Genomic DNA, 26,058 nt, shown 5'->3' on the forward strand with positions numbered 1-26,058 from the left:
ACCAGGGCCGAAGAACGGCTTGGATGAGGAGACCATGATGGAACAGAGAGTTGCAATCACCGGCATCGGTGCCGTATCGCCGCTCGGCAACACGGCGCTTGCCACCTGGGCGGCTATGTGCGCCGGCACGTGCGGTATCGGCCCGATCACGCACTTCGATACGGATGCGTTTGCCGTTAAGGTGGCGGCCGAGGTCAAGGGCTTTGACGGCAACGAGTACTTTGGCAAGCGTGACGCCAAGCATCTCGACCCCTGCGTTCAGTTTGCGATGGCGGCGTCGGACGAGGCCATGCACGATGCGGGCTTTGATGTCGAAGGCGCCATCGATCACGAACGCCTGGGCGTCTACGTGGGCTCGGGCGTGGGCGGCATGCAGACACTTGTCGACAACGTCCACACGATCGCCGATCGAGGGCCTAGCCGCGCATCGCCCTATATGATCGCGATGATGATCCCCAACATGGCTTCGGGCAATATCGCGATCCGCCACAAGGCAAAAGGCCCGACCCTGCCCGTGGTGACCGCGTGCGCGACCTCGGCCCATGCCGTGGGCGAGGCGTTCCGCGCCATCAAGCATGGCTATGCCGATGCGATTCTCGCCGGCGGAGCCGAGGCCGCAATTATCCCCGATGCCGTTGCGGGCTTTACGTCCTGCCGTGCGTTGACCACCAACCCCGATCCCGCGACTGCCTGCCGCCCGTTCGATGCAGACCGCGACGGCTTTGTGATGGGCGAGGGCGCCTGCGTGCTCGTGCTCGAGAGCATGGAACATGCGCAGGCGCGCGGTGCGCACATTTACGCCGAGGTCGTGGGCTACGGCAACACCGATGATGCCTATCACATCACGAGCCCCGATCCCGAGGCTGCCGGCATTGCCCGCGCGATATCGCTGGCGGTGGCCGAGGGCGATGTCAAGCCTTCCGAGGGTCTCTACATCAATGCCCACGGCACCTCGACCAAGCTCAACGATTCGTCCGAGACGGCGGGCATCAAGCGAGCACTCGGCGAGGACGCGGCGCGCGCCGCACATGTCTCGTCGACCAAGTCGATGACCGGTCACATGATCGGTGCTACGGGCGCCATCGAGGTCATGGCCTGCGCCATGGCGCTCGAGCAGGGCGTGGTGCCGCCGACCATTAACTACCACACACCCGATCCCGCCTGCGATCTTGACTACACGCCCAATCGCGCGGTTCGCGCCGACCTTACCTGGGCGCTTTCGACCAACCTGGGCTTTGGCGGGCACAACGCCGCCATCGCGCTGCGTAGATATACGAGGAGCTAGAGCATGGATTCCAAAAGACTTGCCGAGATAGCCGATGTTATGGAGGACCGCGGCCTCACGCGCGTACGCGTTGAGGAGCCCGATGGCACCGCGGTCGAACTCGAGCGCGCGAGCGCCGCGCAGCCGGTTGCCGTGCCCATGCCTATGCCGGGTGCCGTGACTGCTCCGGCGGTGGCTCCTGTCGCCATGCCTGCCGCCGCACCGGAGCCCGCCGCGCAGGCGCCTGCCGCCGCACCGGAGCCCAAGGGCACCGAGGTGACCGCTCCCATGGTCGGCGTTTTCTATGCTGCCCCGGCGCCGGGCGACGAGCCGTTTGTGCACGTGGGCTCCAAGGTCAAGGCCGGTGAGACCCTCTGCATCATCGAGGCCATGAAGGTTCTCAACGAGGTGACGGCCGAGGCAGACGGCGAGGTGCTCGAGATCTGCGTGGCCGACGGCGACCTCGTGGAGTTCGGCAGTTGCCTTATGAGGATCGGATAGGTGATATCCATGAACAAAGAAGAGCTTAAAGAACTGTTGCCGCATCGCGAACCGATGCTTTTGCTCGACGAGGCCGAGCTGGTGGGCGACGAGGCCCACGGCAAGATCACGATCACGGGCGACGAGTACTTTTTGCAGGGGCATTTTCCGGGAAACCCGGTCGTCCCCGGCGTGATTCAGTGCGAGATGCTCGCCCAGAGCTGCTGCGTGCTGCTGATGGGCGATGAGGAGGCACGCGGCGCGACGCCGTTCTATACGAGTCTCGATAAGGTGCGCTTTAAGCGTCCGGTGCGCCCGGGCGACACGGTTGATCTGGTGTGCACCATCACGCGTGCGCGCGGACCGTTCCGCTTTGCGACGGGTACTGCGAGCGTCAACGGTGAGGTTTGCTGCCGTGCCGATATGTCTTTTGCACTCATGCACGAAAGTTAAGGAAGGCTTCATGTTCGACAAAGTGCTCATCGCCAATCGAGGCGAAGTCGCGGTCCGTGTTATCCGCGCGTGCCGCGATATGGGCATCAAGACCGTCGCCGTTTATTCCACGGCCGATGCGGACGCGCTACACGTGCAGCTTGCCGACGAGGCGTATTGCATCGGCGGCCCGCGTCTTGCCGAGAGCTACCTCAACGACGATGCCGTGCTCACCTGTGCCGTAAAGTCGGGCGCCAAGGCAATTCATCCCGGGTATGGCTTTTTCTCCGAGAAGGCGAGCTTCGTGCGCGACTGCGACAAGTATGGCCTGACGTTTGTCGGTCCTTCGGCCGAGGTGATCGACAGCATGGGCGACAAGGACGCCGCGCGTCGAACGGCTGCCGCGGCGGGCGTGCCCATCGTACCGGGCTGCGATTTGCTCAAAAGCCCCGAGGAGGCGACGGCCGAGGCCGAGCGCATCGGCTGCCCCGTGCTCATCAAGGCGCGTGCGGGTGGCGGCGGTCGCGGCATTCGCAAGGTCGAGCGCGTGGAAGATGCGGCAAAAGCGTTTATCGAAGCGCGTGCCGAGGGCGAGGCCGTTTTTGGCGACGGTGAGTGCTACATGGAGAAGTTCGTCGCGCCGGCGCACCATGTCGAGGTGCAGATTATGGCCGATAAGCAGGGCCATGTGTTTTCGCTCGGCGAGCGCGAGTGCTCGGTACAGCGTCGCAACCAAAAGCTGATCGAGGAGAGCCCCGCGCCGTGCCTCGACGGACACGACGACATTCGCGCGCGCATGCACAAGGCCGCGCGCGACCTGGCTCGTGCCGTTGGCTATGAGGGCGCCGGCACCATCGAGTTTTTGTACTCAGATGACGGCAATTTCTACTTTATGGAAATGAACACGCGCTTGCAGGTGGAGCATCCGGTTACGGAGTTTGTGACCGATACCGACCTGGTTAAGTGGCAGCTGCGCGTGGCTGCCGGCCAGCCTCTGCCCTTTGAGCAGGAGGACGTACCGGTCCGCAACCACGCCATGGAGTGCCGCATCAATGCCGAAACGCCGGACTTTCTGCCGTCATGCGGAACGGTCACCGCATTGCGTGTGCCGGGTGGTCCGCGCGTGCGCTGGGATTCCGCCATGTTTACCGGTGCGAACGTTCCGCCGTACTACGACTCCATGCTCGGCAAGCTCATCGTGTGTGCGCCCACGCGTGACGGCGCCATTCGCAAGATGCGCTCGGCCCTGGGCGAGCTCGTGATCGAGGGCGTGAGCGAAAACAGCGAGCTTCAGCTCGACGTGCTGGCAAACGACGAGTTCTTGTCGGGCATGTATCACACCGATCTGATGGGGCATCTCTATGCTGATGAATAGAAAAGCGAAGACGGTCAACGTCCTCGAGGGGCCGATGACCGAGTCGTGCGCCGAGTTTCCCGCGCGCCACGTGTTTATCAAGTGCCCGGAGTGCCGCCGTGTGATCGATGAGGCGCGCCTGCACGACAACCTCGAGGTCTGCCCTCGTTGCGGCAAGCACTTTCGCGTGAGCGGGCGCGACCGTATGCGCATGACGGTCGACGAGGGCACGTTTGAGGAATGGGATGCTAATCTGGCGTCGGAGGACTTCCTCTCGTTTCCCGGTTATGCCGACAAACTCAAGAGCGTGAGCGAGCGTTCGGGCGAGCGCGATGCCGTTGTGTGCGGCAGGGGCAAAATCTGCGGTTGCGATACAGCTCTCTTCTTTATGGATGCCAACTTTATGATGGGCTCGATGGGTTCCGTGGTGGGCGAGAAGATCTGTCGCACATTTGAGCATGCGACCGAGCTGGGATTGCCAGTTGTCGGCTTTACCGTTTCGGGCGGTGCGCGCATGCAAGAGGGCGTGACATCGCTTATGCAGATGGCCAAGATTTCTGCGGCAGTTAGGCGCCACAGCGAGGTGGGCGGCCTGTATATCACGGTGCTCACCGACCCCACGACCGGAGGCGTAACCGCGAGCTTTGCCATGGAGGGCGACATTATCCTGGCAGAGCCGGATGCCCTGACGGCATTTGCCGGCCCGCGCGTGATCGAGCAGAACATGCACAAGCGCCTGCCCAAGGGATTCCAGCGCTCCGAGTTTTTGCTGGAGCACGGCTTTTGCGATGCCGTTGTTCCGCGTGGCGAGATTGCGCTCACGGTAGGCGAGCTGTTGGCGCTGCACGAAGGGCACGCGCCCGGCCTGGGGGCACCGCATGAGATCGTGCATACGGGTCGCCGCGGCAAAAAGTTGGGACACTTGTTCAAGCGCTCGGCCGCACCAAAAACCGCGCTCGAGATTGTTAAGCAGACCCGCTCGGCAGATCGCGCCACGGCAGGCGAGATGATCTCGCTGGGCCTGGATGGATTTGTGGAGCTGCACGGCGACCGCTACTTTGGCGACGACGCTGCTGTGGTGGCTGGCATTGGCTGGAAAGACGGATGCCCCGTAACGGTCATCGCCATCGAACGCGGCACCACGACCAAAGAGCGCATGCGTCGCAACTTTGGTATGGCACATCCCGAGGGCTACCGCAAAGCGCGTCGCCTTATGCGCCAGGCCGAAAAGTTTGGTCGACCGGTTCTGTGCCTGGTCGATACTTCGGGCGCGTTTTGCGGCATCGGTGCCGAGGAACGCGGCCAGGGCGAGGCGATTGCCCAGAATCTCATGGAGATGAGCGGCCTTAAGACGCCGATTGTCTCGGTGGTGACAGGCGAGGGCGGCTCTGGTGGCGCGCTGGCGCTGTCCGTGGCCGACCGCATCCTGATGCTCTCGAGCTCGGCCTATTCGGTCGTGAGCCCCGAGGCCTGTGCGTCGATCCTGTGGAAGGATACCGAGCGCGCGAATGAGGCCGCTGAGGCGCTTAAGCTCACGGCCCCCGATCTGTTGGCGCTCGGCATCATCGACGGCATTGTTGACGATAGGGGCCTGTCGCATGAGGAGATCGCCGGTGTCGTCATGTCCTCGGCATTTGATGCCTTCGATACGCTTGGGCAGCTCGACGACGCGACCCTCACAAACCTCCGCTACGAAAAGTACCGCGCAATCGGTCAGTACCGCACGATGTGACAAAGGGACAGTCCGCATGTCACATTGGGAAAGGCGTTCCATGTCACAAGTTTCTAACACCTCGTTTACAACGACGGTTTCATCAAACGCCATGGCCGTGGTGGACTATCTGTCCAAAAGCATGATGTCGGCGTTGCCGTTTATTGTCTGCGCGGCGCTGTTCCGCACCGTTGCCGTCATTATGGGCGAAGGCATGCTTGGTCTATGGCCTGCCGATTCCGAAATCTATCGCCTGTTTTACAGCTGGCTGTATAACGCTGGCTATTACTTTTTGCCCATCTATCTTGGTTGGGCCGCTGCCCGCCAGCTCGGTTGCTCGGAGCAGCTGGGCATGATGCTGAGCGGCGTATTGATTGTGCCCGATCTGCTTAAGCTCGTTGATGCCGCATCGACGACGGGGGCATCGATGACTTTCGTGTATGGTCTACTTCCCGCGCCGGTCAACGATTACACGACGACTGTTATTCCGGTTCTCATCTCGGTGCCCGTGCTATGGCAGGTGGAGCGTTTCTTTAAGCGCACTATCCCTCAGGCTGTGGCGTTTTCTTTTGTACCGTTTGCAACCATGCTTGTCATGGTTCCGGTGTCGCTGTGTGTTACGGCGCCGGCAGGCAGCTATCTGGGCATGCTGTTGGGACAGCTTATGTTTATGCTTGGCAATTCCGGTGGCATCGTGTCGCTGCTCACGCTCATGGGGCTTGCCGCGGGCTGGGAGTTTCTTAAGATCGCGGGTGTCAGCAACGTTGTCCTATCGCTCGCCTATGCGCAGTTTATGAGTGTGGGAACGGATTCGTGCATCCTGATCGCCGCGACGATGGCAACGTTCGCCGTTTGGGGTATGCCCTTTGGCGCGTCGCTCCGCGTTGCGGATAAGGACGAGAAGGCGCTCATGCTGGGCTATTCAATCTCGGGTATTCTTGGCGGCGTAAGCGAGCCAGCGCTGTACGGATGCGGCTTTAAATATGGCAGGTGTCTGACGTGCATGGCCGTTGGCGGCGCCGTCGGAGGCCTTGTTGCGGCCGTAGGCCACGTTACGGCTTATACCATCGGTATGACGAATGTTCTTATGGTCATTGGCTTTGCCACGGGCGGCATCTCGAATCTGCTGTGGTGCTGCGCTGCCGGCGGCGCAGCATTTGCGGTGTCTGAGGCGCTGAGCTGCTGTTTTGGCGTGGTGCCGACAAAGATGCAGGCGGCAGAAGACGCAGCTGATTCGCCCGAAACAGTGGCGAGCGCTGCTGAAGCAAGCGCATAAATCTGTGCGACAAAAGGACGATTCCTTTGTCATATTCCAAGGCTGCGGCCCGTGTGGGCTGCGGCCTTTTTGTATCTGGAGGACAAAGTGGCTACACTACAATCCGTTTGAGCAATAGATATATAGGTAGTACCGTGGGGGCGGATGCAGATGGTCGAGTGGATTGTTCGTCGTGCGCAGGGCGACCGTGCACGCGTGGGAACGTTGACGGGCATGGTGTGTATTCTCGCCAATGTGGCACTATGCGCTGCGAAGGGTGCAATTGGCGTGCTGTCGGGATCGGTTTCAATCGTGGCGGACGCTATGAACAACCTGTCCGATGCCAGCTCGAACATCGTGAGCGTGCTTGGCTTTAAGCTGGCGGGCAAGCCGGCAGACCCCGAGCATCCTTACGGCCATGGCCGCTACGAGTATCTCTCGGGTCTGGTCGTGGCGGCGCTCGTGCTGCTGATCGGCCTTGAGCTTATCAAGTCCTCGGTTGAGCGCGTCATCCACCCCGAACCTGTCGAGTTCTCGCTTGCCCTGGTGGCAGTCCTTGCGCTTTCGATGGTCGTAAAGCTTTGGATGGCGGCCCTCAACCAAAAACTCGGCGATCGCATTGAGTCCGAGACGCTGCATGCGACCGCGCAGGATTCCAAGAACGATGTTCTAGCCACGGGCGCCGTGTTGGCGTGCGCGATTGTTTCGCAGGTGACGCATATCAATCTAGATGCATGGGTCGGCCTTGCCGTTGGCGCCTATATCGGCTGGAGCGGTTTTGAGCTCATCCAGGATACGGTGAGCCCGCTTTTGGGCCAGGCGCCCGATCCCAAGCTGGTCAAGCACATTCGAGACAAAATCATGAGCTACCCCGGCGTTTTGGGCGTCCACGACCTTATGGTTCACGATTACGGTCCGGGCAGGAAGTTTGCAAGTGCGCACGCCGAGATGGCGGCCGAGGCCAGCCCGCTGGAAAGTCACGACACGCTCGATAACATCGAGCAGTCGTTTAGGAACGAAGACGGTATGATCGTCACGCTCCATTACGACCCCATCGTGACCGACGATCCAAAGGTGGCGAGTATGCGTCTGCGCATCAACGCTATGGCTCAAGAGGTCGATAGCCGCCTCTCGATCCACGACCTACGCTGTGTTCCGGGCCCCACGCATACCAACGTGATCTTTGACTGCGCGCGGCCCTCGGATTTGACGATGAACGCCGAGGACCTAAAGCGCGCGTTGGCGAAACATGTCGAATCCGAATATCCCAAGTCGATTGCCAAGATCACGATCGACGAAGACTATGTCGGCCATACCCACGAGTAGGGCCGAGCCGATAAAGCAACTGATGCAGAAGGGGAGAGCATGAAGCGCCTATACCTACTCCGCCACGGTCAGACGGAGTTCAACGTCAAAAAGCTGGTCCAGGGCCGCTGCGATTCACCGTTGACCGACCTGGGCCGCAAACAAGCGGGAATGGCAGCCGCATGGCTCAAGGCCCACAACGTCGTTCCCGACAAAGTGGTCTCTTCGCCCTTAGGCCGAGCCATGGACACGGCAAGTCTCGTCGCAACCGAACTCCTCGGCCCGGATGCAGCAGTCGAGCCCTGCGAAGGCATCATCGAGCGCAGCTACGGCACCTTCGAAGAAGGCCCCCACGATGCCCTTCCCACCGACGTCTGGGACCCCGGCGAGGACCTGATCCCATTTGGCGGAGAAGGAAGCCATGCCCTGCAGGAGCGCATGGTGGGCGCCCTCACCAATCTCATGGGCGCCGAGGGCATCGAAACCCTCCTAGCAGTAAGCCACGGCAGTGCCAGCCGCCAATTCATCAAGGCTGCAGCCCCAGAGGGCTTCGAGCTCCCAACAAAACTCCCCAACTGCGCCATTATGATTTTCGATTTTGATGAGGCGGAGCCACAAGTAGAGGGCGAGCCAATGCAATGCAAGTTCACCCTCCAGCAAATAGTGGACCCCCAACAAAGTCATTAGCCTGAGCGAGCAGAGTTAAGCAGACATCAACGTGTCGTCTCCCGAGCACGGCGGAGGGCCGGAGAAATATATTAAGGTCATCGCGAGTTCCGCACGCAAAGGAGAGCACTTAATGTGCTCTCCGTCTTGCGCAGGACTGTAGAGCAGGGACCTTAATATATTTCTCCGGCCCTCCGACGTGCCCAGGAGCCATCCACGCACTTTACCTGCGTAAACAATGTGAGTGAAATATGAATCTCGATGGATACGCCCGCAGCCGTGTATACTAAACAGCTGTGTGAAACCAGGGGAGTATTCTGGCTGGACAAAATGCCTGCTTAATAGGGTTGTCAGGTAGTCCGGGCGCAATACAAGACTGGGGAGCACATCGTGTAAGTAGTGGTCCTCTAGGGGCGTACGCTCGGTGGTGTACGCATTGTCCCAAGACCACGCGAGAGTTGGGATCATATCTTGATCAGCATGATTCTCGGCCGCAAGATTGGCATGACCCAGGTTTGGGACGAGGACGATAACGTCGTTCCCGTCACGGTCATCCAGGCTGGCCCCTGCGCTGTCTCGCAGGTTAAAACTCAGGCAACCGACGGCTATGACGCCGTCCAGATCGGTTTCGGCGACATCAAGGCCAAGAACGTGAACAAGCCCATGGCTGGTCACTTCGCCAAGGCTGGCGTCGAGCCTGTCCGCTTCCTTCGTGAGGTCCGCGTCGAGAACGGCGAGGAGCACAAGGTCGGCGAGGTCGTCACCGTCGCTGATTTCGCTGATGTCGAGAAGGTCGACGTCATCGGTACCTCCAAGGGTAAGGGCTTCCAGGGTCGCATCAAGCGCTGGGGTCAGCGCCGCGGTCCTATGACGCATGGTTCTCACTTCCAGCGTCACCCCGGTTCTATCGGTCAGTGCGCCTATCCTGCGCGCGTCCTCAAGGGCGTCAAGATGGCCGGTCACATGGGTAACGAGCGCGTTACCGTCAAGAACCTTTCCGTTGTCCGCATCGATGCCGAGCAGAACCTCATCTTGGTCAAGGGCGCTGTCCCGGGTGCCAAGAATGGTCTCGTCGCCATCCGTATGGCCTAAGGGCCCAGCCCATTTAGCCCAGCGTCATACCAAGGAGAACACTTAAATGGCAAAGTTTGAAGTAAAGAACAGCGAGGGCAAGAAGGTCGCCGAGGCCGAGCTCGCCGCTGAGGTGTACGGCATCGAGCCGAACATCCACGTTATGCACCACATCGTCAAGTGCCAGATGGCCTCTTGGCGTCAGGGCACCCAGTCTGCTAAGGGTCGCTCTGAGGTTTCCGGTGGCGGCAAGAAGCCTTGGCGTCAGAAGGGCACCGGCCGTGCCCGCCAGGGTTCCATCCGTGCTGCCCAGTGGCGTCACGGTGGCGTCGTCTTCGCCCCCAAGCCCCGTTCTTACGCTAAGCGTATGAACAACAAGGAGGTCAAGCTGGCTATGCGCTCCGCGCTGTCCGCCAAGCTGGCCGATGGCGAGCTCGTGCTCGTCGACGACTACGGCTTCGAGAAGCCTTCCACCAAGGCTGCCGTCGCCATGCTCAAGGCTCTCGGCCTTGAGGGCAAGCGTCTGACCATCATCGTTCGCGATGAGGACGTCAACGCCTACCTGTCGTTCCGCAACATTCCCAAGACGTTCATCATCACTGCCGACGAGGCCAACACCTACGATCTCGTCAACAACAACGCCGTGCTGATGCCCGCCGACATCGCCGCTCACTTCGGGGAGGTGCTTGCATAAATGACCGCCCACGAGATCATCATCCGTCCGATCGTGTCCGAGCGTTCCTTCTCCGGTATGGAGCTGAACAAGTACACGTTCGAGGTCGCCAAGGATGCTAACAAGTATCAGATCAAGGACGCTGTCGAGGAGATCTTCGGCGTCAAGGTCGTTCGCGTGAACACCCTGACGGTCAAGCCCAAGACCAAGCGCGTGCGCTATGTCGCCGGCAAGACCCGTTCTTGGAAGAAGGCCATCGTCACGCTGGCCGAGGGCGACACCATCGAGGTCTTTGGCAACCAGGCCTAAGACTCGCTGTTGTTGAGTGAGCTCATGCCTCCCAAATAGGGGAGGCGAGAGCTCAAGGTTTTGGGCGTATAAAATGGACACGCCCGGAACCGTGTATACGTCCGGTGTCATCGCACCCGAGGCAGAACCTCGAATCCCTGTCTGCGATGGCTAACGGATTCCTATTGAAAGGGATTGTAATGGCTGTAAAGCACCTTAAGCCGACCTCCGCTGGTAGGCGTTGGCAGACGATCTCCGATTTCTCCGAGATCACCTGCACCAAGCCCGAGAAGTCTCTTCTCGAGCCCCTGCCCAAGAAGGCCGGTCGTAACAACAACGGCCGCATCACCACCCGCCACCAGGGCGGCGGCGTGAAGCGTCGTTACCGCGTGATCGACTTCAAGCGCAACAAGGACGGCGTGCCCGCCAAGGTTGCCACGATCGAGTACGATCCGAACCGTTCCGCTCGCATCGCTCTGCTGCACTACGCTGACGGTGAGAAGCGCTACATCCTGGCCCCCAAGGGCCTCGAGGTCGGTCAGACCATCATGTCCGGTTCTGACGCCGACATCAAGCCGGGCAACGCTCTGCCCCTCGCCGACATCCCCGTCGGTACGCTCATCCACGCCGTCGAGTTCCAGCCGGGCAAGGGCGCTGCTATCGCCCGTTCCGCCGGTAACTCCTGCCAGCTGATGGGTAAGGAGGGCAAGTACGCTATCGTCCGTATGCCTTCCTCCGAGATGCGCCGCATCCTCGTTACCTGCCGCGCCACCGTCGGTGAGGTCGGCAACGCCGATCACGCCAACATCGTCATCGGCAAGGCCGGCCGTAAGCGTCACATGAACGTGCGCCCGACCGTCCGCGGTACCGTCATGAACCCTGTCGACCACCCGCACGGCGGTGGCGAGGGCAAGAACCACACCTCTGGTCGTCCCTCTGTTACCCCCTGGGGTAAGCCGACGAAGGGCCTTCGTACGCGCAAGAAGAAGAAGGTCTCGAACCAGCACATCATTCGTCGCCGTAAGAAGTAATTTCGGATACCGAGTTTTAGGAGAAAGCACTTATGAGCAGAAGTCTCAAAAAGGGCCCGTTCGTGGAGACTCGCCTTCTCTCGCGTATCACCGCGATGAACGAGGCTGGCAAGAAGGACGTCGTGAAGACCTGGTCCCGCGCGTCCACCATCTTCCCCGAGATGGTTGGTCACACCATCGCCGTCCACGACGGCCGCAAGCATGTGCCCGTGTATGTTACCGAGTCCATGGTTGGTCACAAGCTCGGCGAGTTCGCGCCGACTCGTACGTTCCGTGGCCACAAGGCCAAATAGGGGGTTAACCGTAAATGGCAACTAAGTCTATTGAAACTGAGGCCACCGAGGTTCGCGCCGTCGCTAAGTACGTGCGTGTTTCCCCCAGCAAGGCCCGCCTGGTGGTCGATCTGATCCGCCGCAAGCCTGTCGCTCAGGCCTTCGACATCCTCCACTTCTGCGACCGCGCCGTCGCCGTGGATGTCGAGAAGGTTCTCCGTTCCGCCGTTGCGAACGCCGAGAACAACAACGGTCTGCGTGCCGACAACCTGGTTGTCGCCGCTGCCTATGTTGACGAGGGTCCGACGCTTAAGCGCATCCGTCCCCGCGCCAAGGGTTCCGCTTCTCGCATTCTGAAGCGTACTTCCCACATCACCGTCGTCGTTGCTCCTCGAAAGGAGGCGTAAAGCTGTATGGGTCAGAAAGTCTACCCCACCGGCTTCCGTCTTGGCATCACCGAGAACTGGCGCTCCCGCTGGTTCGCAGAGAAGGATTACGCTAAGACCCTCGGTAACGATCTCGAGATCCGCAAGTACCTCGAGAAGCGTCTTTCCCGCGCAGCTGTCTCCCGCGTCGAGATCGAGCGCGCTGGCGACAAGGTGAAGGTCATCATCCTCACCGCTCGCCCCGGCGTTGTCATCGGTAAGAAGGGTGCCGAGATCGATACCCTCCGCACCGAGCTCGAGAAGGTTGCTGGCGTCTCCAAGGGTCAGCTCTCCGTCGACGTTGTCGAGATCAAGCGCCCCGAGCTCGACGCCAACCTCGTTGCTCAGTCCATCGCCGAGCAGCTCGAGGGCCGCGTTGCCTTCCGTCGCGCTATGCGCAAGGCTGTCCAGTCCGCCCGCAAGGCCGGCGCTAAGGGCATCCGTATCCAGTGCTCCGGTCGTCTCGGCGGCGCCGAGATGGGCCGTCGTGAGTGGTACCGTGAGGGTCGCGTGCCTCTGCACACCCTCCGCGCCAAGATCGACTATGGCACGGCTGTCGCCAGCACCACCATGGGCGCTTGCGGCGTGAAGGTCTGGATCTACCTGGGCGAGAAGCTCCCGGGCCAGCCCGTTCCCAACCCTGCACTCGAGGGCTCTTCCCGTCCTCGTCGTCGTAACTCCGAGAGGAGGGGTCAGTAGTGCTTGCCCCTAAGCGTATTCTTCACCGCAAGGTGCAGCGTGGCTCCATGAAGGGCCAGGCCAAGGGTAATACCGAGCTGCATTTCGGCGAGTTTGGTATCCAGGCTCTCGAGGCCCATTGGATCACCAACCGTCAGATCGAGGCCGCTCGTATTGCCATGACCCGCTACATGAAGCGTGGCGGTCGTGTCTACATCACGATCTTCCCCGATAAGCCCATCACCAAGAAGCCTGCCGAGACTCGCATGGGTTCTGGTAAGGGTAACCCCGAGGAGTGGGTGGCCGTCGTCAAGCCCGGCCGCATCATGTTCGAGGTCAAGGGTGTTCCCGAGGAGGTCGCTCGCGAGGCTCTGCGTCTTGCACAGCACAAGCTTCCCATCAAGACCAAGATTGTTGCTGCTAAGAACGCTGAGCAGCGCATCGAGAAGGAGATGGCTGAGGAGGCCGCTCTCGAGGCCAAGTGGGCTGCTGAGGACGCCGCCGCCGCCAAGGAGGAGAACTAATGAAGCCCGCAGAGATTCGTGAGCTCTCGGACGCTCAGCTCGTTGAGAAGCTGAAGGAAATGCGCGCCGAGCTCTTTAACCTTCGTTTCCAGATGGCCACCAGCCAGCTGGACAACACCGCTCGCGTCAACACCGTGAAGAAGGACATCGCTCGCGTCCTCACGGAGCAGCGCGCCCGCGAGATCGCAGCGGAGAAGTCCGCTGTCGCCGAGTAGGACCTAAGGAGAGAACATGACTGATTCGCGTAACTCGCGTAAGGTCCGTACGGGTGTCGTTACCTCCGTCTCCGGTGCCAAGACCATTGTTGTCACCATCACCGAGCGCAAGCGTCACCCCAAGTACGGCAAGATGATGACCAGCTCCAAGAAGCTGCACGCTCACGACGAGGAGTGCACGGCTGGCGTGGGCGACACCGTCCGCGTTATGGAGACCCGTCCTATGTCCAAGATGAAGCGTTGGCGCCTCATCGAGGTCGTCGAGCGCGCTAAATAAGCAGTCGCTCTTACGACTTGTACGTTTCCGAAGATGTGCGTATGCCTGGCTTGCATACCACGGGCCGTATAAAGGCTGCGCACCTCTCTTCGGTTCTTAGTTCGGAGGAACATCTACCATGATTCAGATGCAAACCATGCTGAACGTCGCCGACAACTCCGGCGCTCGCAAGATTCGCTGCATCAAGGTGCTTGGCGGTTCCAAGCGTCGTTATGCAGGCATCGGCGATGTGTTCATCGGTGCTGTCCAGGAGGCTACCCCTGGCGCCAACGTCAAGAAGAAGGACGTTGTCCGTTGCGTCGTCGTTCGCACCGTTAAGGAGATCCGCCGCAAGGATGGCTCCTACATTCGCTTTGATGAGAACGCCTGCGTTGTCATCAACAACGATGGTTCGCCCGTCGGCACCCGTATCTTCGGGCCCGTCGCTCGCGAGCTTCGTGACAAGAAGTACATGAAGATCGTCTCGCTCGCTCCCGAGACCCTGTAGTTAGGGGAGATATATGTATATCAAGAAGGGCGATAAGGTCCAGGTTCTCTCTGGTAAGGATCGCGGCAAGCAGGGCGTTGTCCTGCGTGCTCTCCCCGCCGAGAACAAGGTCGTTGTCGAGGGCGTTTCGGTCGTCAAGAAGGCCGTCAAGCCCAACGCTGCCAACCAGCAGGGCGGTATCGTTTCGCAGGAGGCTCCCATCGACGCCTCCAACGTCAATCTCGTTTGCCCCGAGTGCGGTAAGGTTACCCGCGTCGGTCACGAGAAGGACGGCAAGAACAAGCTGCGCGTCTGCAAGAAGTGCGGTCACAAGTTCTAAGCTGCCCGCAACATCAAGTTGCTAGCAAAGGCCCGGATGCCACGGCACCCGGGCCTTTTTCTATCCCTACTCGATGGCTTCGGTTCTGCCGTCCCGTCATTCCGGTTGCATCCAGTTTTCGGTGCCGTCTCGAATCGAGTGCTGCCAGGTGACACCCTGTCGCGTTTCGTCGGCTTCGGGGACAAAAGTCGGGACAACTCCAAAAACTATTTTCGAACTCAGGGCTTTGAGTTTTTGTTTTTGTCCCAAAGGGCGCGGCGGGATGCCTTTGGAGGCTCGATAGCGCCGAAAACGCCCGTTTTGAAACTTAAATGCCTTTTCGCGTGCAAGCCGCCAGCTGCAATAGGAAGTGAATCAACGCAGGTGGCTTTCAAGCAGTTTGCAAAACTGCAGGTCGCAGGTTTTCATTGCCAGTAGGAGAAATGAGTAGTCTCAGGTGGCTTGCCCATGAGTTGACGAACGGGATTTGAGATTACGCTGACGTCCGGAAACGCTTCGAGCACGTCGTTACGTTTTTGGGATTTGGGCGTAGCCCCTGCACCCGCGAGCGCGGGCCTTAAGCCCGCCGAGAGGGTGACGCGTCGAAAACGAAGGGGAAAGAGAGAAGGGGCCGTCCCTATCATTCAGGTTGCGACCGAAGAAGACAAGGAGACCCCCTGAGCCTGAATGATGCCCCACAGGCCGCGTCCGACCGAGCTCAAGCCGAGCTTTTCCTGACGTCCGCCTTCGCGTTGATGATGGCTGGATCGGCTATGGATTGGCAACACTTATTTGGACGATTCCGGGAGGGACGGCCCCGCCTCCCTGAACTCGACCGGCGACATGTAGCCCAGCGTCGAGTGGATCCTGAAGTTGTTGTACCAGTGCACGTAATCCAAGAGCTTGGCTCGGCGCTCGTGCGTCCCTCCTCGGTCCTTCGGAGTGGCCGACGATCTCCCCGTTGCAGAGGTCGACGAGCAGGCAGACGTAGTTCCACGACGCCCCGACGCGCACGCAGGCCAAGTCGCTGCATATATGGGTGCACGGCGCCCTGCCGCCGAAGCCGCGCGCGACGACGTTCGACACGTCGGCCTCGTTGACCGCCCCGGGGTGCACCTTGAACCTCTTCCTGCCGTATGCGCCGGCCAGGCCGTTCTCCCTCATGATGCGGCAGACGCGGCGCCGGCTGACGGTAACGCCCGACCTCCCGGGCGACGCCTTGATCTTGCGCGATCCGTTCCGGCCCTTGCTGGCGGCGTGCGCCGCCGCGGCCGCCGTCGCCCCCGACATTAAGGTCCTCAAGGGCCGCGTCGTCTCCGGCGACCAGTTCGTCTCGCCCGCGGAACAGAAGGAGCGAATCCTCGCGACCTTCGGCGGCCTGTGCTGCGAGATGGAGGGCTGCACCATCGCGCAGGCCGCCTATCTCAACGGCGTGCCCCTCGTCGTCGTGCGCGCCATCAGCGACAAGCCCTGCGCCGAGGGCCGGGTCGTCGACTACAACACCTTCGAGAAGAAGGCCGCCTGCGACTGCGCCCGCATCGCCGCGCGCATGGTTAAGCTTTAGGCCCTGCGCGCCGGGGCCCTTCTTTATGTTGGGACCCCGGCGCGCCGGGGCCCTTTCCAAAGCGAAGTGTCGAGCCGAAGTGTTGAGCGTCGGCCCTGAATGTTCAATGGCCGTTGTTTTCTGCCCCTCAAGTGGTGGACTTTTCCTCGGAGCTGTTGATTCCCCCACGCGCCCCCTTCCGTTCTCTGTTCTCCCCTTATACTCCTTGTACGAGGAGGTAAGAAGTCATGGACAAGACCACACAGGACAGCTTGGCAAAGAAACCCGTCGACATGAGGGACAGGATTCTCGAGCATCTCGAGGCCCTCACCTCTGCCGTCTCCCTCGACGACCTTGCCCGTCTGTCCACCTCCGACATCGCCGAGACACTCATCATCTCCAGGAGCCTGGCGAGCCAGTACCTCAACGACCTTGTTCGCGCCGGTCTTGTGGTTAAGGTGGCGGGCAGGCCTGTCCGTTATTTTCATCGCCGCGCGTTCCAGAAGCGTTTTCAGGTAAAGCTCTCTGCAAGCGAGTACGCCTCGCTCGCCGACCTCATCCAGGCGACGGGAATCGCCGATCACCGCGACTTCGCGCGTGCCGTGGGCTTCGACATGAGCCTCAGCTCCGTTGTCGAGCAGTGCAAGGCTGCGGTTCAGTACCCTCCGTTTGGCCTGCCCATCCTCTTGAGCGGCGGCGTGGGTGTCGGTAAGTCTTTCCTTTCTCGCCTTGTGTACGAGTACGGCAAGAACCAGGGCTTGCTGTCCCGCGACTCCTCCTATGTGCGCATCGACTGCGCCGGGGTCCCGGACGCCGCCTCGTTCAACGGGCTTCTTGACGAGTCGATCGCGAATGCGCGCGGGGGTGTGGTCTTTGTCAACGGCATCGAGGCACTCTCTCCCTCTGCGATGGAGCACTGCCTTGCGACGGCCCTCGGGCTCGATGCCTCCCAGGATGCGCCGCGCGCTCGCCTCGTTCTTTCGACGACGCTATCCGCCGATGACCTGAAGGTTTCCTCGGCCTACAGCAAAATGCCCATCTGTGCCCGCGTCCCCTCACTCAAGGAGCGGACCCCCGAGGAGCGCGAGGATCTCATCTTGAGCTTCCTGCGCAGCGAGGGGTGCCGAATCGGTTCTGATGTGAAGATCAGCCGCGGCGCATACCGTTGCCTCGTGAACGCGGACTTTTCCGATAACATCGCCGGCTTGCGCGCCTGCGTGACGAACTGCTGCGCCAAAGCGTTCCTCAATCGCGAGGGCGACTACGTCGTCGTTCGCCCGTATCTTCTTCCCAGCGGGCTCCTCTCCTCCGCGCAGATCGATCAACAGCCCGACGATGGCGTTCTGATCGACGCGTCTCTGGATGCCGCCGAGAGCACAGGGCCGGTCGAGCAGGCGCTCGATGCCCTGTGCTCCCTCGATGAGCGATTCTGCGCCGGAGAGCTCTCTGTCTCCGAGCTTGTCTCGCAAGCTGTCTCCGCTGTGCGCGGCGTTGAGGATCACTTGATCTTCGACCACGGCGTCGCCTCCTCGAGGTCGCGCGCCTTCGAGCGCGTCGTGGGCGCGGTCCTTGCCGACGCAGGCTCTTCTTATGGCATCGAGCTTTCGAGGAAGGTCGCTTTTCTACTGGCCCAGGAGATTTGCCTGCAGTTGTGGCCGGGTATCGGCCTGGCTAAGCGAAAGTCTGCCTGTGCGGAGCAAATCTCCCATCTCCTCGGTGCCGTGACCTCCGAATTGCCGTTTGCCTCGAGTGTCTCCGATCAGGTCGCCGCAGACGTGGAAGGGGCGCTGGGAATCTCGCTCGATCACTTCACGAAGACGCTTCTGACGCTGTGCGTCGCATCGGAGTCTCGCGATGCGAAGGCCCTTCGGACGCTCTGCGTCATCTTGTCCCACGGCTACTCAACGGCGACGAGCATCGCCGACGCGGCGAACCGTATGCTCGGCATGCATGTGTACGAGGCTGTTGACATGCCCTACGACCAGCAGCTGAAGGACATCGTCGGTCCGCTCCAGCGCCTCGTCGACCGCCATTCCTACTGCACCGGGGTCGTGTTCCTCGTCGACATGGGCTCCTTGGAGGAGGCCTATAAGGCCCTCGAGAACGTTACCGACTCCACTATCGGCGTGGTGAACAACGTCTCTACCGGTCTTGCGCTCGAGATCGGGGTCGGGCTGCTCGGCGGCAAGTCCATCGCCGAGGTTCTTGGCGATGCGACCGCCGCGTGCGTGACGCACTGCAAGGTGATCGAGCGCGTCAACCGTGAGGACGCCATCGTCTTCTGCTCCGAGTCCGGGGTCGACGCCGCGGAGAGGATACGCCAGCTCGTCTCGCAGAGCCTCCCGCGCACCATAGGCGCGCGCCTGCTCACGAGGCCCTTCAAGCAGCTCGTCGCGAACGGGTCGAACGACGCCGTTTTCTCCGAGCACCGCGTCTGTGCCGTCATCGGCACGGGAGACCCCGGGGTCGCCTCCGTCCCCTTCGTCGCCCTCGAGGACATCATGTCGACGGCGTCCGCCTCTAAGGTTGATGCCGTGTTCGGCAGGTGGCTTGACGCTTCCGAGCTCTCTTCTTTCCACGAGAAGCTGCTCTCGAACATGACGCTGCAGAACGTCATCCGCTCCATCACCATCCTCGACCCGGAGCGGCTATTCCATGAGATCGAGAGCGCCGTGCACGAGCTTCAGCGCAGGACAGGCGAGAAGATCGGCAGCAACGCCATCATTGGGCTCTACGTTCACCTCTGCTGTCTCGTCGAGCGCCTTGTTACCAGAAACCCCATTGAGACCTACGTTGGCCAGGACCGCTTCGAGGAGGAACGCGCCGATTTCATCGAGTCCTTCAGGCAGAGCTTCTCGAGCATCTCGACGCGCTATCGCGTAGAGGTTCCCGTAAGCGAGATCGCATATGTCTTCGACTACATAAGCGTGAGTGCCGCCCCGGCGCGAGAAGAGCGCCTCGGCTCCTCGGACCTCCTGCTCGACGAGTGACCTTCCCCGCGCCGCCGCAAGCTGACCGCGCGTCCTCAATAATCCGATAACCCCTTGCCCGGCGCGAATCCGGATAGCGCCGAGGCAGTACCGAACGCAAAACTTCATTTGATAGGAGCAAACATGAGTGTTGTTATGGCACGAATCGACAATCGCCTGCTTCACGGCATCATCGTGACGCAGTGGGCCCCGGTGTCGGGCGCGACCCGAGTCATGGTCATCGACGACAAGGTCGCCGGCGACGAGGTCCTGAAGTCCACCATGAGGATGGCGCGCCCCGCGGGCATGGCCGTTTCGATCATCTCCGAGCAGACCGCGCTCAAGAACTTCGCCGCGGGCAAGTACGACCGCGAGAAGGTCTTCGTCATCGCCAAGGAGCCCGAGACGATGCTTCGCCTGGTCGAGTCGGGCGTCGAGCTCCCGTCGCTGGTCGTCGGCGGCTCGCTCGTCAAGGAGGACGGCATCCAGCTCACCCAGCGCGCCTACGCCTCCGCCGAGAACGTCCAGAGCTACAAGGCGCTCATCGCCCGTGGCGTCAAGGTGACGGCCCAGTTCGTGCCCGCCGACAAGCCCGTCTCCGTCGCAGACCTCATCTAAGGGGGAAATATGGTCAACTTCACTATCCTGCAGGTCGTCCTTTTGACCCTACTGGCCTTCATCAAGCACGTGGACTACTACGGCATCCCGATGATCTTCGTCAATTACGCCGTTTTCTGGGGCCTCATCACCGGAGTCGTCATGGGCGACTGGAAGACCGGCCTTGTCATCGGCGGCACCATTCAGCTCATGCAGCTCGGCGTCGCGGGCTTCGGCGGCTCCTCCATTCCCGACTACGGCACGATGGCCATCATCGCCACCGCCTACGGCGTGACCCTGGGCTCCGACACGGGCCTCGCCATCGGCCTGCCGGTCGGCATGCTCGGCATCCAGCTCGACGTCGTCGCCAAGATCCTCAACGGCTTTGTCGTCGAGAAGTCCCAGAAGTTCTGCAACGAGGGTAAGTTCAATCAGATGAACGCCATCCTGTGGGTCTGCCCCGCGCTCTTCGGCCTGTGCGCCGCCCTGCCCGTCTTTGTCTCCGTGACGCTCGGCCAGCCCGCCGTCAACTGGCTCCTCGAGGTCATGCCCCAGTGGTTCCTCTCCGGCCTCACCCTCGCCGGCAAGATGCTCCCGGCCGTCGGTATCGCCATGCTGCTCCGCTACATGCCAACCGCCAAGTACTTCCAGTACCTGCTCGCCGGCTTCTTCCTCTCGGCCTTCCTGAACGTGCCCATCATCGGCGCCGCCATCGTCGGCGTTGCCCTCGCGATTGCGTTCTACCAGCGTGCCGAGAGGGACACCGAGCTCGCCGCCCACGCTTCCGCAGACGCCTTCATCGGAGAGGATGAGTAACCATGGAAAACGAGAACATCACCGCCGTCGCCGAGGGCAAGCCCTCCGGCTACAAGGTCACCAAGAAGGACCTGCGCAACGCGAACTGGCGCTGGCTCATGAGCGTGTGCACCTTCAACTACCAGACCCAGCAGGGCGCCTCAGTCGCCTACGCCCTCTCGCCGGTCCTGAGGAAGATCTACACGAACGACGAGGACTATAAGCAAGCGCTCAACAACCACTTCCGCTACTACAACACCCAGCCTTGGCTCGCCGCCATCATCCTTGGCGCCTGCGTGGCCATGGAGGAGCGCGACGGCCTAGCGGCGGCGGACGCCGTCCAAGACCTGAAGATCGGCACCATGGGACCGCTCGCCGGCGTCGGCGACTCCCTGCTCATGACCATGATCCCGACCATCATGGGCTCCATCGCCGCCTACATGGCCATCGAGGGCAACCCCGTGGGAGCCGGCATCTGGTTCGCGCTCATCCTGGCCATCTTCTGGGTCCGCATGCACGCCCTCGAGTTCGGCTACAAGCAGGGCGTGAAGCTCGTCACCGACTTCAGCGAGAAGCTTCCCAACCTCACTGCCGCCGCCTCCGTGCTCGGCCTCACCGTGGTCGGCTGCCTCATCGCCTCGGTCATCGGCGTCACCTGCCCGATTAGCTTCAGCTTCGGCGACGTCGCGATGGAGATTCAGCCGCTGCTCGACAAGATCCTGCCTGCCATGATCCCCGCCGCCATCACGGGAAGCGCGTATTACCTTCTTACCAAGAAGAACGCGAGCATGACGGCCCTCATCCTCGTGGTGATCGTCCTCGCGATGGTCGCCTCCGCCGCCGGCATCCTCGCCTAGCTTCGACCCAAGAGATTGGTGAATCAATGAGAAAGATAGTTGTGGCGAGCCATTCCCTTCTCGCCCAGGGCTTCAAGGACACCCTCGAGTTCCTTACGGGTAAGGGCGACGCCGTCAACGCCGTGTGCGCCTACGTGAACGACAACGGCGAGGGGCTCGACGCGGCGGTCGAGGCGGCTCTTTCGGGCACTGACGAGGTCGTCGTCCTCACCGACGCGTACGGCGGCAGCGTGAACCAGCGCTTTTCCCGCTTCGCCTCCGACCGGATCCACGTGATCGCGGGTGTCAACCTCCCGCTCGCCATGACGGTCGCGCTCGCGCGCCCCGACGAGAAACTCGACTTCGACGCCCTCGTCAACGAGGCGCGCCAGCAGATCATCTACGTGAACGGTGCCAGTTCCGCCGAGTGCGACGACGACGAATAGAGGAGGTCGACGATGAGAGAGTTCCTTAAGGACGTGTGGATGCACGGCGGTGAGGAAAGCCGCGCCATCACCCCCGAGAACATCACGGGCGAGAAGGGCCGCGCCGCCATGTCGGCCAGCCACCTCGGCGTCGGCCGCAAGGGCTCGTGCTGCGTGCCCCTTGAGTCCGGCGAGACCATCACGCTCGCGGACATCGAGGGCCCCGGCATCATCCGCCACATCTGGATGACCGTCCCCGACAAGACCGCCGCCGGCAGCTTCGTCATGCGTGACCTCGTGCTGCGCTTCTACTGGGACGACGAGGAGACCCCCTCGGTCGAGTGCCCTGTCGGCGACTTCTTCTGCAACGGCTTCGGTGAGCGCGCCATCGTCAACTCGATGCCCATCTGCGTGAACCCGACGGGCGGCATGAACTGCTACTTCGAGATGCCCTTCAGGAAGCACGCCAAGGTCACGCTTACGAGCGAGCACCCCGGGTTCATTAAGTACATCTTCTACACGTTCAACTACGCGCTCACCGACGTGCCGGACGACGCCATGTACTTCCACGCCCGCTTTAACCGCGAGCGCAGCACCCGCAGGGGCGTCGACTACACCGTGCTCGACGGCGTGCGCGGCAAGGGCTACTACGTCGGCACCTACATGGCCCTGTGCGCCCTGGAGCGCTATTGGTGGGGCGAGGGCGAGATGAAGTTCTTCCTCGACGGCGACGAGGAGTTCCCCACGGTCACCTCGACGGGAGCCGAGGACTACTTCGGCGGTGCCTGGGCCTTCCTCGACAGGCCGCCCCACGCGTTGCCCGAGGCGCAGTGCTTCAACACGCTGTTCGCCGGCTACCCGTACCGCTCGACGCGCGACGCCACGCGCGACCGCTTCAGCGCGGGCAAGCCGAACCCGAATCCGATGCTCGCGACTAACGACGACGCGCTGCCCAGGCACGGCCTCTACAGGTGGCACCTTCCCGACCCGATCTCGTTCAAGGAGGACCTGCGCGTGACGTTCCAGGACCTCGGCAACGACGACATCAAGCTCTACGAGCGCGAGGACGACATCTCCACCGTCGCCTACTGGTACCAAAGCGAGCCGCACGCCGTGCTCGCCCCGTTTGCCGCAAGGCAGGACCGCGTGCCCAGGTAGGGTCGCCTCGAAACAAGCCAACGTTATGGGCGCCCGCGGTTGACCATGACTGCGGGCGTCCCTTTGTAAGGAGGATCACATGAGCGAAAAGCAAATGAGGCTCGGCGCCCTCGAAGCCGGCGGGACCAAGATGGTCTGTGCCGTGGTGTCCGGCGACGGCGAGGTCCTCGACCGTATGGAGACCCCGACGCTTACGCCCGCCGAGACCGTTCCGCAGATGATCGAGTGGTTCACCGCCCGCGATGTGGACGCGTTGGGCATCGGCGCCTTCGGCCCGACCTGCGTCGACCCCAACGACGAGCGCTACGGCTCCATCCTCCAGACGCCCAAGCTCGCGTGGCGAGGCCATGGTCTTCGCGCCGCGTTCGCCGACGCCCTCGGGATTCCGGTGGCCTACGACACGGACGTGAACGTTGCCTGCCTCGGCGAAGTGGTCTTCGGCTGCTGCAAGGGGCTCGAGGACGCCGTCTACGTGACCATCGGCACCGGCGTGGGCGCGGGCGTCATGTGCGCGGGCAGACTCCTTCACGGCATGCTGCACCCCGAGGCCGGTCACATGCTGGTAAGGACCCGTCCCACCGAGGAGGGACGCTGCGTCTGCCCGAGCCACGCGAGCTGTCTCGAGGGGCTCGCCTCCGGCCCCGCCATCGCCGCGCGCTGGGGAAAGCCCGCGGCCGAGCTCGCGGACAACGATGAGGTGTGGGCGCTCGAGGGGGATTATCTGGGGCAGATGTGCGCGAACCTCGTGCTCATGTACTCGCCTCGCCGCATCGTCCTCGGCGGCGGCGTGATGCACCAGGAGCAGCTCTACGGCATCGTCCGCAAGAAGACCCTCGAATATCTGGGTGGCTACATCCAGACCGCCGAGCTTAAGGACATGGAGAGCTACATCTGCGCCCCGGGCTGCGGCGGCGACCAAGGAATCCTCGGCGCGGCCGAGCTGGCAAGAAGGGCGCTCGCGTAACTTGCGCTCTCTCCGCCATACAACGCGTTAAGAAAAGACGAGCGCTTCTTGCCAATTGAGCGGCAAGAAGTGCTCGTCTTTTGCATTTGTTTTTGGGGCAGGACGCCCCGCCTCCGCTAGAGTCCCTGGACCGCCACACTCACGAGGTTTGGACCGGTGTGGACAAGAAGCGCGGGGCTGATGTCGGAGCGGACGACCTCCACCGCGTTGGCCACGCACTCGCACAGGGCCTGCTCCATGCGGTCGTAGAGGTCGGCGTGGGCCGAGGTGCGGCTCGCGGCAAAGCGCACCTTGGGGTGCTTCTCGACGATGGCGGCGATGAGCTTGACCTCGGTGCGATGCGGTACTTGCACAGCCATTTCGTGTACGCGAGGCTGTTGGCTTTCTGGGCCACAGCAATCACCTTCCCCCTAGTATGATGACCTGAACAATCCTCATGCTAGGGGGAAGGTTTTTGTCGCGTAGCGGAAATTGGCCTCCACCCGCTGAGCGGGTGGCTTTCTATGCCGCGCGTGCCGCGCGGCACGGACTAAAGTCCATGAATAAAAACGAGGAAGGCCACGTCCGGCCTCCCTCGCAAAGGGTCTCTGATTACTCCCACTCATTGGGGACAGACTTAAATGAGTGCTCTTGAAATGCCGGCGCCTGGGGACGTTCTTTTTCTGTCTGCAGTTTGGAACGTTCCTTTTCTGTCGGCAGTTTGGGACGGTCCTTAGAGCTGCAGCGCGCCATGAGCGAAGGCGAAGCGGATCATCCTGTCTTTTGAGTTCTAAGCATAAGCCCCTGTCTCTGAGCAATGACCGGTTCGCATTTGTGCGTATTTGCGTGCGTGGGATTGCGTGAATATGCGTATAGATGCGCCGTTTACGGGACAAAAATGACCGTTTAGCGGTGAGATACGCAAAAACGCGCACAGACGCGCGTGTTTGTGCGAATATAGAGCTATCCGAAATGCAAGACGTTCTATGACACAGGAGGCACATATGGTAGATTCCAAGCAGGCTCCACTCGACTCCGCGGCAGCCGCAAAAGCAGCGTTCGCTTCGGTCCAGGACAAGCCATTCCCCGATGATATCTTTACGGCTCCCGAGCTTCGTTGGGCTGTGATCGGGTGCGGCGTTATCGCCAACCAGATGGCCCAGTCTCTCGCTCTTGCCGGCCGCAAGCTTGCGGGCGTCGCCAACCGTACGCTGTCCAAGGCTCAGGCTTTTGCTGAGCAGTATGGCATCGAGAAGGTCTATGAATCGGTTGAGGACCTCTACGCCGATCCGGGCATCGACGCCGTCTATATCACCACGCCGCACAACACGCATATCACCTATCTGCGTGACGCGCTGGCCGCCGGCAAGCACGTGCTCTGCGAGAAAGCCATTACCCTCAATTCCGCTGAGCTCGACGAGGCGCGTGCCATCGCCGACGAGCACAACGTCGTCCTCATGGACGCCACCACGGTGCTTCATATGCCCTTGTATCAAGAGCTGCGCCGTCGCATGGATGCCGGCGAGTTTGGTCGCATGAACCTCGCCCAGCTCAACTTTGGTAGCTACAAGGAGTACGGCGATCTGACCAATCGCTTCTACAACCGCAACCTTGCTGGCGGTGCCATGCTCGACATTGGCGTGTATGCCCTGTCCGTCATGCGTCTCTTTATGGCAAGCCAGCCCATTGAGGTCGTTTCGTTGGGCAACACCTGTGAGACCGGTGTTGACGTTGCGGGCGGCATCGTCTGCCGTAATGCCGAGCAGCAGCTGGGTGTTGTGAGCCTCACGCTCCACTCCAAGCAACCCAAGCGCTCGATTATTAGCTTCGATAAGTGCTATATCGAGGTCAACGAGTATCCGCGCGCCGATCACGCGACCATCGTGTGGACTGCGGACGGCCACCGCGAGGAGGTCCACGCCGGCACCGAGGCTTACGCCCTTTGCTATGAGATGGCCGATCTTGAGAAGGCCGTTGCCGGCGACGACTCTAAGCGTGAGCTGCTGGATTATGCTTCTGATGTTATGGAGCTGATGACCAAGCTACGCGCCGACTGGGGAGTCGTGTACCCCGAGGAGGAGTAAGC

General features: G+C 61.5%; 30 protein-coding genes and 2 pseudogenes. 29 read left to right on the forward strand and 3 right to left on the reverse strand.

What is annotated here, in order from left to right; all coding sequences use genetic code 11:
- The first annotated feature begins 37 nt into the window (after positions 1 to 37).
- The 20 genes and pseudogenes from fabF to rplX all read left to right on the forward strand — a co-directional run bounded on the left by fabF (position 38) and on the right by rplX (position 14,727).
- The gene (gene fabF, locus DXA43_RS02090) at positions 38 to 1,285 is read left to right on the forward strand and encodes a beta-ketoacyl-ACP synthase II (RefSeq protein WP_117806120.1); all 1,248 of its coding nucleotides are present in this window, start codon (positions 38 to 40) and stop codon (positions 1,283 to 1,285) included.
- A 3-nt stretch (positions 1,286 to 1,288) separates the two neighbouring features.
- Positions 1,289 to 1,765, forward strand: a complete 477-nt coding sequence (gene accB / locus DXA43_RS02095; protein ID WP_117765060.1) for an acetyl-CoA carboxylase biotin carboxyl carrier protein — start codon at positions 1,289 to 1,291, stop codon at positions 1,763 to 1,765.
- Between the two features lie 9 nt (positions 1,766 to 1,774).
- A complete protein-coding gene (gene fabZ / locus DXA43_RS02100) occupies positions 1,775 to 2,197 on the forward strand; it encodes a 3-hydroxyacyl-ACP dehydratase FabZ (RefSeq protein ID WP_117806121.1) in 423 nt (140 codons plus the stop codon).
- 10 nt (positions 2,198 to 2,207) lie between these two features.
- A complete protein-coding gene (locus DXA43_RS02105) occupies positions 2,208 to 3,551 on the forward strand; it encodes an acetyl/propionyl/methylcrotonyl-CoA carboxylase subunit alpha (protein WP_117806122.1) in 1,344 nt (447 codons plus the stop codon).
- On the forward strand, positions 3,538 to 5,262 hold the full coding sequence (gene accD / locus DXA43_RS02110; protein ID WP_117806123.1) for an acetyl-CoA carboxylase, carboxyltransferase subunit beta: 1,725 nt from the start codon (positions 3,538 to 3,540) through the stop codon (positions 5,260 to 5,262). Before DXA43_RS02105 ends, accD begins: the two co-directional genes overlap by 14 nt.
- Positions 5,263 to 5,302: 40 nt before the next feature.
- Positions 5,303 to 6,517 carry a PTS fructose transporter subunit IIB gene (locus tag DXA43_RS02115; protein WP_147344712.1) on the forward strand — a complete coding sequence of 405 codons (1,215 nt, stop codon included), beginning with the start codon at positions 5,303 to 5,305 and terminating at the stop codon, positions 6,515 to 6,517.
- Between the two features lie 150 nt (positions 6,518 to 6,667).
- Positions 6,668 to 7,822 (forward strand): cation diffusion facilitator family transporter, encoded by a 1,155-nt coding sequence (locus tag DXA43_RS02120; RefSeq protein WP_233504169.1) that lies wholly within the window; start codon positions 6,668 to 6,670, stop codon positions 7,820 to 7,822.
- Between the two features lie 39 nt (positions 7,823 to 7,861).
- Positions 7,862 to 8,488, forward strand: coding sequence for a histidine phosphatase family protein (locus tag DXA43_RS02125; protein ID WP_117806125.1), 627 nt, complete (start codon positions 7,862 to 7,864; stop codon positions 8,486 to 8,488).
- A gap of 450 nt (positions 8,489 to 8,938) precedes the next feature.
- Complete coding sequence (gene rplC, locus DXA43_RS02130; RefSeq protein WP_035137484.1) at positions 8,939 to 9,559, forward strand: 50S ribosomal protein L3; 621 nt, start codon at positions 8,939 to 8,941, stop codon at positions 9,557 to 9,559.
- A gap of 46 nt (positions 9,560 to 9,605) precedes the next feature.
- Positions 9,606 to 10,232 carry a 50S ribosomal protein L4 gene (gene rplD, locus DXA43_RS02135; RefSeq protein ID WP_006235032.1) on the forward strand — a complete coding sequence of 209 codons (627 nt, stop codon included), beginning with the start codon at positions 9,606 to 9,608 and terminating at the stop codon, positions 10,230 to 10,232.
- Positions 10,233 to 10,520: a 50S ribosomal protein L23 gene (gene rplW, locus DXA43_RS02140; protein ID WP_022094197.1), complete on the forward strand. Its 288-nt coding sequence runs from the start codon at positions 10,233 to 10,235 to the stop codon at positions 10,518 to 10,520.
- 179 nt (positions 10,521 to 10,699) lie between these two features.
- Complete coding sequence (gene rplB, locus DXA43_RS02145; protein WP_055250219.1) at positions 10,700 to 11,530, forward strand: 50S ribosomal protein L2; 831 nt, start codon at positions 10,700 to 10,702, stop codon at positions 11,528 to 11,530.
- Positions 11,531 to 11,562: 32 nt separating this feature from the next.
- Positions 11,563 to 11,823, forward strand: coding sequence for a 30S ribosomal protein S19 (rpsS, locus tag DXA43_RS02150; protein WP_006235035.1), 261 nt, complete (start codon positions 11,563 to 11,565; stop codon positions 11,821 to 11,823).
- Between the two features lie 14 nt (positions 11,824 to 11,837).
- Positions 11,838 to 12,209 (forward strand): 50S ribosomal protein L22, encoded by a 372-nt coding sequence (gene rplV, locus DXA43_RS02155; RefSeq protein ID WP_006235036.1) that lies wholly within the window; start codon positions 11,838 to 11,840, stop codon positions 12,207 to 12,209.
- Between the two features lie 6 nt (positions 12,210 to 12,215).
- Positions 12,216 to 12,926 (forward strand): 30S ribosomal protein S3, encoded by a 711-nt coding sequence (rpsC, locus tag DXA43_RS02160; protein ID WP_006235037.1) that lies wholly within the window; start codon positions 12,216 to 12,218, stop codon positions 12,924 to 12,926.
- Positions 12,926 to 13,321 (forward strand): annotated as a pseudogene (gene rplP / locus DXA43_RS02165) (50S ribosomal protein L16); the annotation flags it as partial. The gene rpsC and the pseudogene rplP, both read left to right, overlap by 1 nt.
- A 107-nt stretch (positions 13,322 to 13,428) precedes the next feature.
- Positions 13,429 to 13,644: a 50S ribosomal protein L29 gene (gene rpmC, locus DXA43_RS02170; protein WP_006235039.1), complete on the forward strand. Its 216-nt coding sequence runs from the start codon at positions 13,429 to 13,431 to the stop codon at positions 13,642 to 13,644.
- Positions 13,645 to 13,660: 16 nt separating this feature from the next.
- Positions 13,661 to 13,921, forward strand: a complete 261-nt coding sequence (gene rpsQ / locus DXA43_RS02175) for a 30S ribosomal protein S17 (RefSeq protein ID WP_006235040.1) — start codon at positions 13,661 to 13,663, stop codon at positions 13,919 to 13,921.
- Between the two features lie 118 nt (positions 13,922 to 14,039).
- Entirely contained in the window at positions 14,040 to 14,408 is a 369-nt protein-coding gene (gene rplN / locus DXA43_RS02180) for a 50S ribosomal protein L14 (RefSeq protein ID WP_006235041.1), read from the forward strand.
- Between the two features lie 13 nt (positions 14,409 to 14,421).
- A complete protein-coding gene (gene rplX, locus DXA43_RS02185) occupies positions 14,422 to 14,727 on the forward strand; it encodes a 50S ribosomal protein L24 (protein ID WP_006235043.1) in 306 nt (101 codons plus the stop codon).
- 767 nt (positions 14,728 to 15,494) lie between these two features.
- Here rplX and DXA43_RS10420 read toward each other — a convergent pair.
- A complete protein-coding gene (locus tag DXA43_RS10420) occupies positions 15,495 to 15,596 on the reverse strand; it encodes an IS3 family transposase (RefSeq protein ID WP_231501554.1) in 102 nt (33 codons plus the stop codon).
- Positions 15,597 to 15,888: 292 nt separating this feature from the next.
- A pseudogene (locus tag DXA43_RS10425) lies at positions 15,889 to 15,996 on the reverse strand (hypothetical protein); the annotation flags it as partial.
- On the opposite strand from DXA43_RS10425, the gene DXA43_RS02195 reads away from it, so the two are divergent.
- The 8 genes from DXA43_RS02195 to DXA43_RS02230 all read left to right on the forward strand — a co-directional run bounded on the left by DXA43_RS02195 (position 15,953) and on the right by DXA43_RS02230 (position 23,993).
- Complete coding sequence (locus DXA43_RS02195; protein ID WP_233539996.1) at positions 15,953 to 16,270, forward strand: 5'-methylthioadenosine/S-adenosylhomocysteine nucleosidase; 318 nt, start codon at positions 15,953 to 15,955, stop codon at positions 16,268 to 16,270. The pseudogene DXA43_RS10425 and the gene DXA43_RS02195 sit on opposite strands and share 44 nt — an antisense overlap.
- Positions 16,271 to 16,497: 227 nt before the next feature.
- Positions 16,498 to 19,239, forward strand: coding sequence for a PRD domain-containing protein (locus DXA43_RS02200; RefSeq protein ID WP_117806126.1), 2,742 nt, complete (start codon positions 16,498 to 16,500; stop codon positions 19,237 to 19,239).
- 123 nt (positions 19,240 to 19,362) lie between these two features.
- The gene (locus DXA43_RS02205) at positions 19,363 to 19,836 is read left to right on the forward strand and encodes a PTS sugar transporter subunit IIB (RefSeq protein WP_089572478.1); all 474 of its coding nucleotides are present in this window, start codon (positions 19,363 to 19,365) and stop codon (positions 19,834 to 19,836) included.
- Between the two features lie 9 nt (positions 19,837 to 19,845).
- Positions 19,846 to 20,631, forward strand: a complete 786-nt coding sequence (locus DXA43_RS02210; RefSeq protein WP_089572477.1) for a PTS sugar transporter subunit IIC — start codon at positions 19,846 to 19,848, stop codon at positions 20,629 to 20,631.
- A 2-nt stretch (positions 20,632 to 20,633) separates the two neighbouring features.
- Positions 20,634 to 21,467 (forward strand): PTS system mannose/fructose/sorbose family transporter subunit IID, encoded by an 834-nt coding sequence (locus tag DXA43_RS02215; protein ID WP_089572476.1) that lies wholly within the window; start codon positions 20,634 to 20,636, stop codon positions 21,465 to 21,467.
- Between the two features lie 26 nt (positions 21,468 to 21,493).
- A complete protein-coding gene (locus DXA43_RS02220) occupies positions 21,494 to 21,892 on the forward strand; it encodes a PTS sugar transporter subunit IIA (protein WP_089572475.1) in 399 nt (132 codons plus the stop codon).
- 12 nt (positions 21,893 to 21,904) lie between these two features.
- Positions 21,905 to 23,029, forward strand: a complete 1,125-nt coding sequence (locus DXA43_RS02225) for a glycoside hydrolase family 172 protein (RefSeq protein WP_172676343.1) — start codon at positions 21,905 to 21,907, stop codon at positions 23,027 to 23,029.
- Positions 23,030 to 23,108: 79 nt separating this feature from the next.
- A complete protein-coding gene (locus tag DXA43_RS02230; RefSeq protein WP_199407873.1) occupies positions 23,109 to 23,993 on the forward strand; it encodes an ROK family protein in 885 nt (294 codons plus the stop codon).
- A 116-nt stretch (positions 23,994 to 24,109) separates the two neighbouring features.
- Here the strand turns inward: DXA43_RS02230 and DXA43_RS02235 are convergent, their stop codons facing one another.
- Positions 24,110 to 24,352, reverse strand: coding sequence for a hypothetical protein (locus tag DXA43_RS02235; RefSeq protein ID WP_117806127.1), 243 nt, complete (start codon positions 24,350 to 24,352; stop codon positions 24,110 to 24,112).
- A gap of 624 nt (positions 24,353 to 24,976) precedes the next feature.
- Here DXA43_RS02235 and DXA43_RS02240 point away from each other — a divergent pair.
- A complete protein-coding gene (locus DXA43_RS02240) occupies positions 24,977 to 26,056 on the forward strand; it encodes a Gfo/Idh/MocA family protein (protein ID WP_117647565.1) in 1,080 nt (359 codons plus the stop codon).
- The last annotated feature ends 2 nt before the right edge of the window (positions 26,057 to 26,058 follow it).

It is taken from the genome of Collinsella sp. OF02-10, assembly GCF_003463445.1.
In the GTDB taxonomy this organism is placed as follows: domain Bacteria; phylum Actinomycetota; class Coriobacteriia; order Coriobacteriales; family Coriobacteriaceae; genus Collinsella.

What these genes read in the sequence shown, in the direction of transcription:
- fabF (WP_117806120.1), top strand. Translation starts at nt 38, where the DNA reads ATGGAACAGAGAGTTGCAATCACCGGCATCGGTGCCGTATCGCCGCTC.
- accB (WP_117765060.1), top strand. Translation starts at nt 1,289, where the DNA reads ATGGATTCCAAAAGACTTGCCGAGATAGCCGATGTTATGGAGGACCGC.
- fabZ (WP_117806121.1), top strand. Translation starts at nt 1,775, where the DNA reads ATGAACAAAGAAGAGCTTAAAGAACTGTTGCCGCATCGCGAACCGATG.
- DXA43_RS02105 (WP_117806122.1), top strand. Translation starts at nt 2,208, where the DNA reads ATGTTCGACAAAGTGCTCATCGCCAATCGAGGCGAAGTCGCGGTCCGT.
- accD (WP_117806123.1), top strand. Translation starts at nt 3,538, where the DNA reads ATGCTGATGAATAGAAAAGCGAAGACGGTCAACGTCCTCGAGGGGCCG.
- DXA43_RS02115 (WP_147344712.1), top strand. Translation starts at nt 5,303, where the DNA reads ATGTCACAAGTTTCTAACACCTCGTTTACAACGACGGTTTCATCAAAC.
- DXA43_RS02120 (WP_233504169.1), top strand. Translation starts at nt 6,668, where the DNA reads ATGGTCGAGTGGATTGTTCGTCGTGCGCAGGGCGACCGTGCACGCGTG.
- DXA43_RS02125 (WP_117806125.1), top strand. Translation starts at nt 7,862, where the DNA reads ATGAAGCGCCTATACCTACTCCGCCACGGTCAGACGGAGTTCAACGTC.
- rplD (WP_006235032.1), top strand. Translation starts at nt 9,606, where the DNA reads ATGGCAAAGTTTGAAGTAAAGAACAGCGAGGGCAAGAAGGTCGCCGAG.
- rplW (WP_022094197.1), top strand. Translation starts at nt 10,233, where the DNA reads ATGACCGCCCACGAGATCATCATCCGTCCGATCGTGTCCGAGCGTTCC.
- rplB (WP_055250219.1), top strand. Translation starts at nt 10,700, where the DNA reads ATGGCTGTAAAGCACCTTAAGCCGACCTCCGCTGGTAGGCGTTGGCAG.
- rpsS (WP_006235035.1), top strand. Translation starts at nt 11,563, where the DNA reads ATGAGCAGAAGTCTCAAAAAGGGCCCGTTCGTGGAGACTCGCCTTCTC.
- rplV (WP_006235036.1), top strand. Translation starts at nt 11,838, where the DNA reads ATGGCAACTAAGTCTATTGAAACTGAGGCCACCGAGGTTCGCGCCGTC.
- rpsC (WP_006235037.1), top strand. Translation starts at nt 12,216, where the DNA reads ATGGGTCAGAAAGTCTACCCCACCGGCTTCCGTCTTGGCATCACCGAG.
- rpmC (WP_006235039.1), top strand. Translation starts at nt 13,429, where the DNA reads ATGAAGCCCGCAGAGATTCGTGAGCTCTCGGACGCTCAGCTCGTTGAG.
- rpsQ (WP_006235040.1), top strand. Translation starts at nt 13,661, where the DNA reads ATGACTGATTCGCGTAACTCGCGTAAGGTCCGTACGGGTGTCGTTACC.
- rplN (WP_006235041.1), top strand. Translation starts at nt 14,040, where the DNA reads ATGATTCAGATGCAAACCATGCTGAACGTCGCCGACAACTCCGGCGCT.
- rplX (WP_006235043.1), top strand. Translation starts at nt 14,422, where the DNA reads ATGTATATCAAGAAGGGCGATAAGGTCCAGGTTCTCTCTGGTAAGGAT.
- DXA43_RS02200 (WP_117806126.1), top strand. Translation starts at nt 16,498, where the DNA reads ATGGACAAGACCACACAGGACAGCTTGGCAAAGAAACCCGTCGACATG.
- DXA43_RS02205 (WP_089572478.1), top strand. Translation starts at nt 19,363, where the DNA reads ATGAGTGTTGTTATGGCACGAATCGACAATCGCCTGCTTCACGGCATC.
- DXA43_RS02210 (WP_089572477.1), top strand. Translation starts at nt 19,846, where the DNA reads ATGGTCAACTTCACTATCCTGCAGGTCGTCCTTTTGACCCTACTGGCC.
- DXA43_RS02215 (WP_089572476.1), top strand. Translation starts at nt 20,634, where the DNA reads ATGGAAAACGAGAACATCACCGCCGTCGCCGAGGGCAAGCCCTCCGGC.
- DXA43_RS02220 (WP_089572475.1), top strand. Translation starts at nt 21,494, where the DNA reads ATGAGAAAGATAGTTGTGGCGAGCCATTCCCTTCTCGCCCAGGGCTTC.
- DXA43_RS02225 (WP_172676343.1), top strand. Translation starts at nt 21,905, where the DNA reads ATGAGAGAGTTCCTTAAGGACGTGTGGATGCACGGCGGTGAGGAAAGC.
- DXA43_RS02230 (WP_199407873.1), top strand. Translation starts at nt 23,109, where the DNA reads ATGAGCGAAAAGCAAATGAGGCTCGGCGCCCTCGAAGCCGGCGGGACC.
- DXA43_RS02235 (WP_117806127.1), bottom strand. Translation starts at nt 24,352, where the DNA reads ATGGCTGTGCAAGTACCGCATCGCACCGAGGTCAAGCTCATCGCCGCC.
- DXA43_RS02240 (WP_117647565.1), top strand. Translation starts at nt 24,977, where the DNA reads ATGGTAGATTCCAAGCAGGCTCCACTCGACTCCGCGGCAGCCGCAAAA.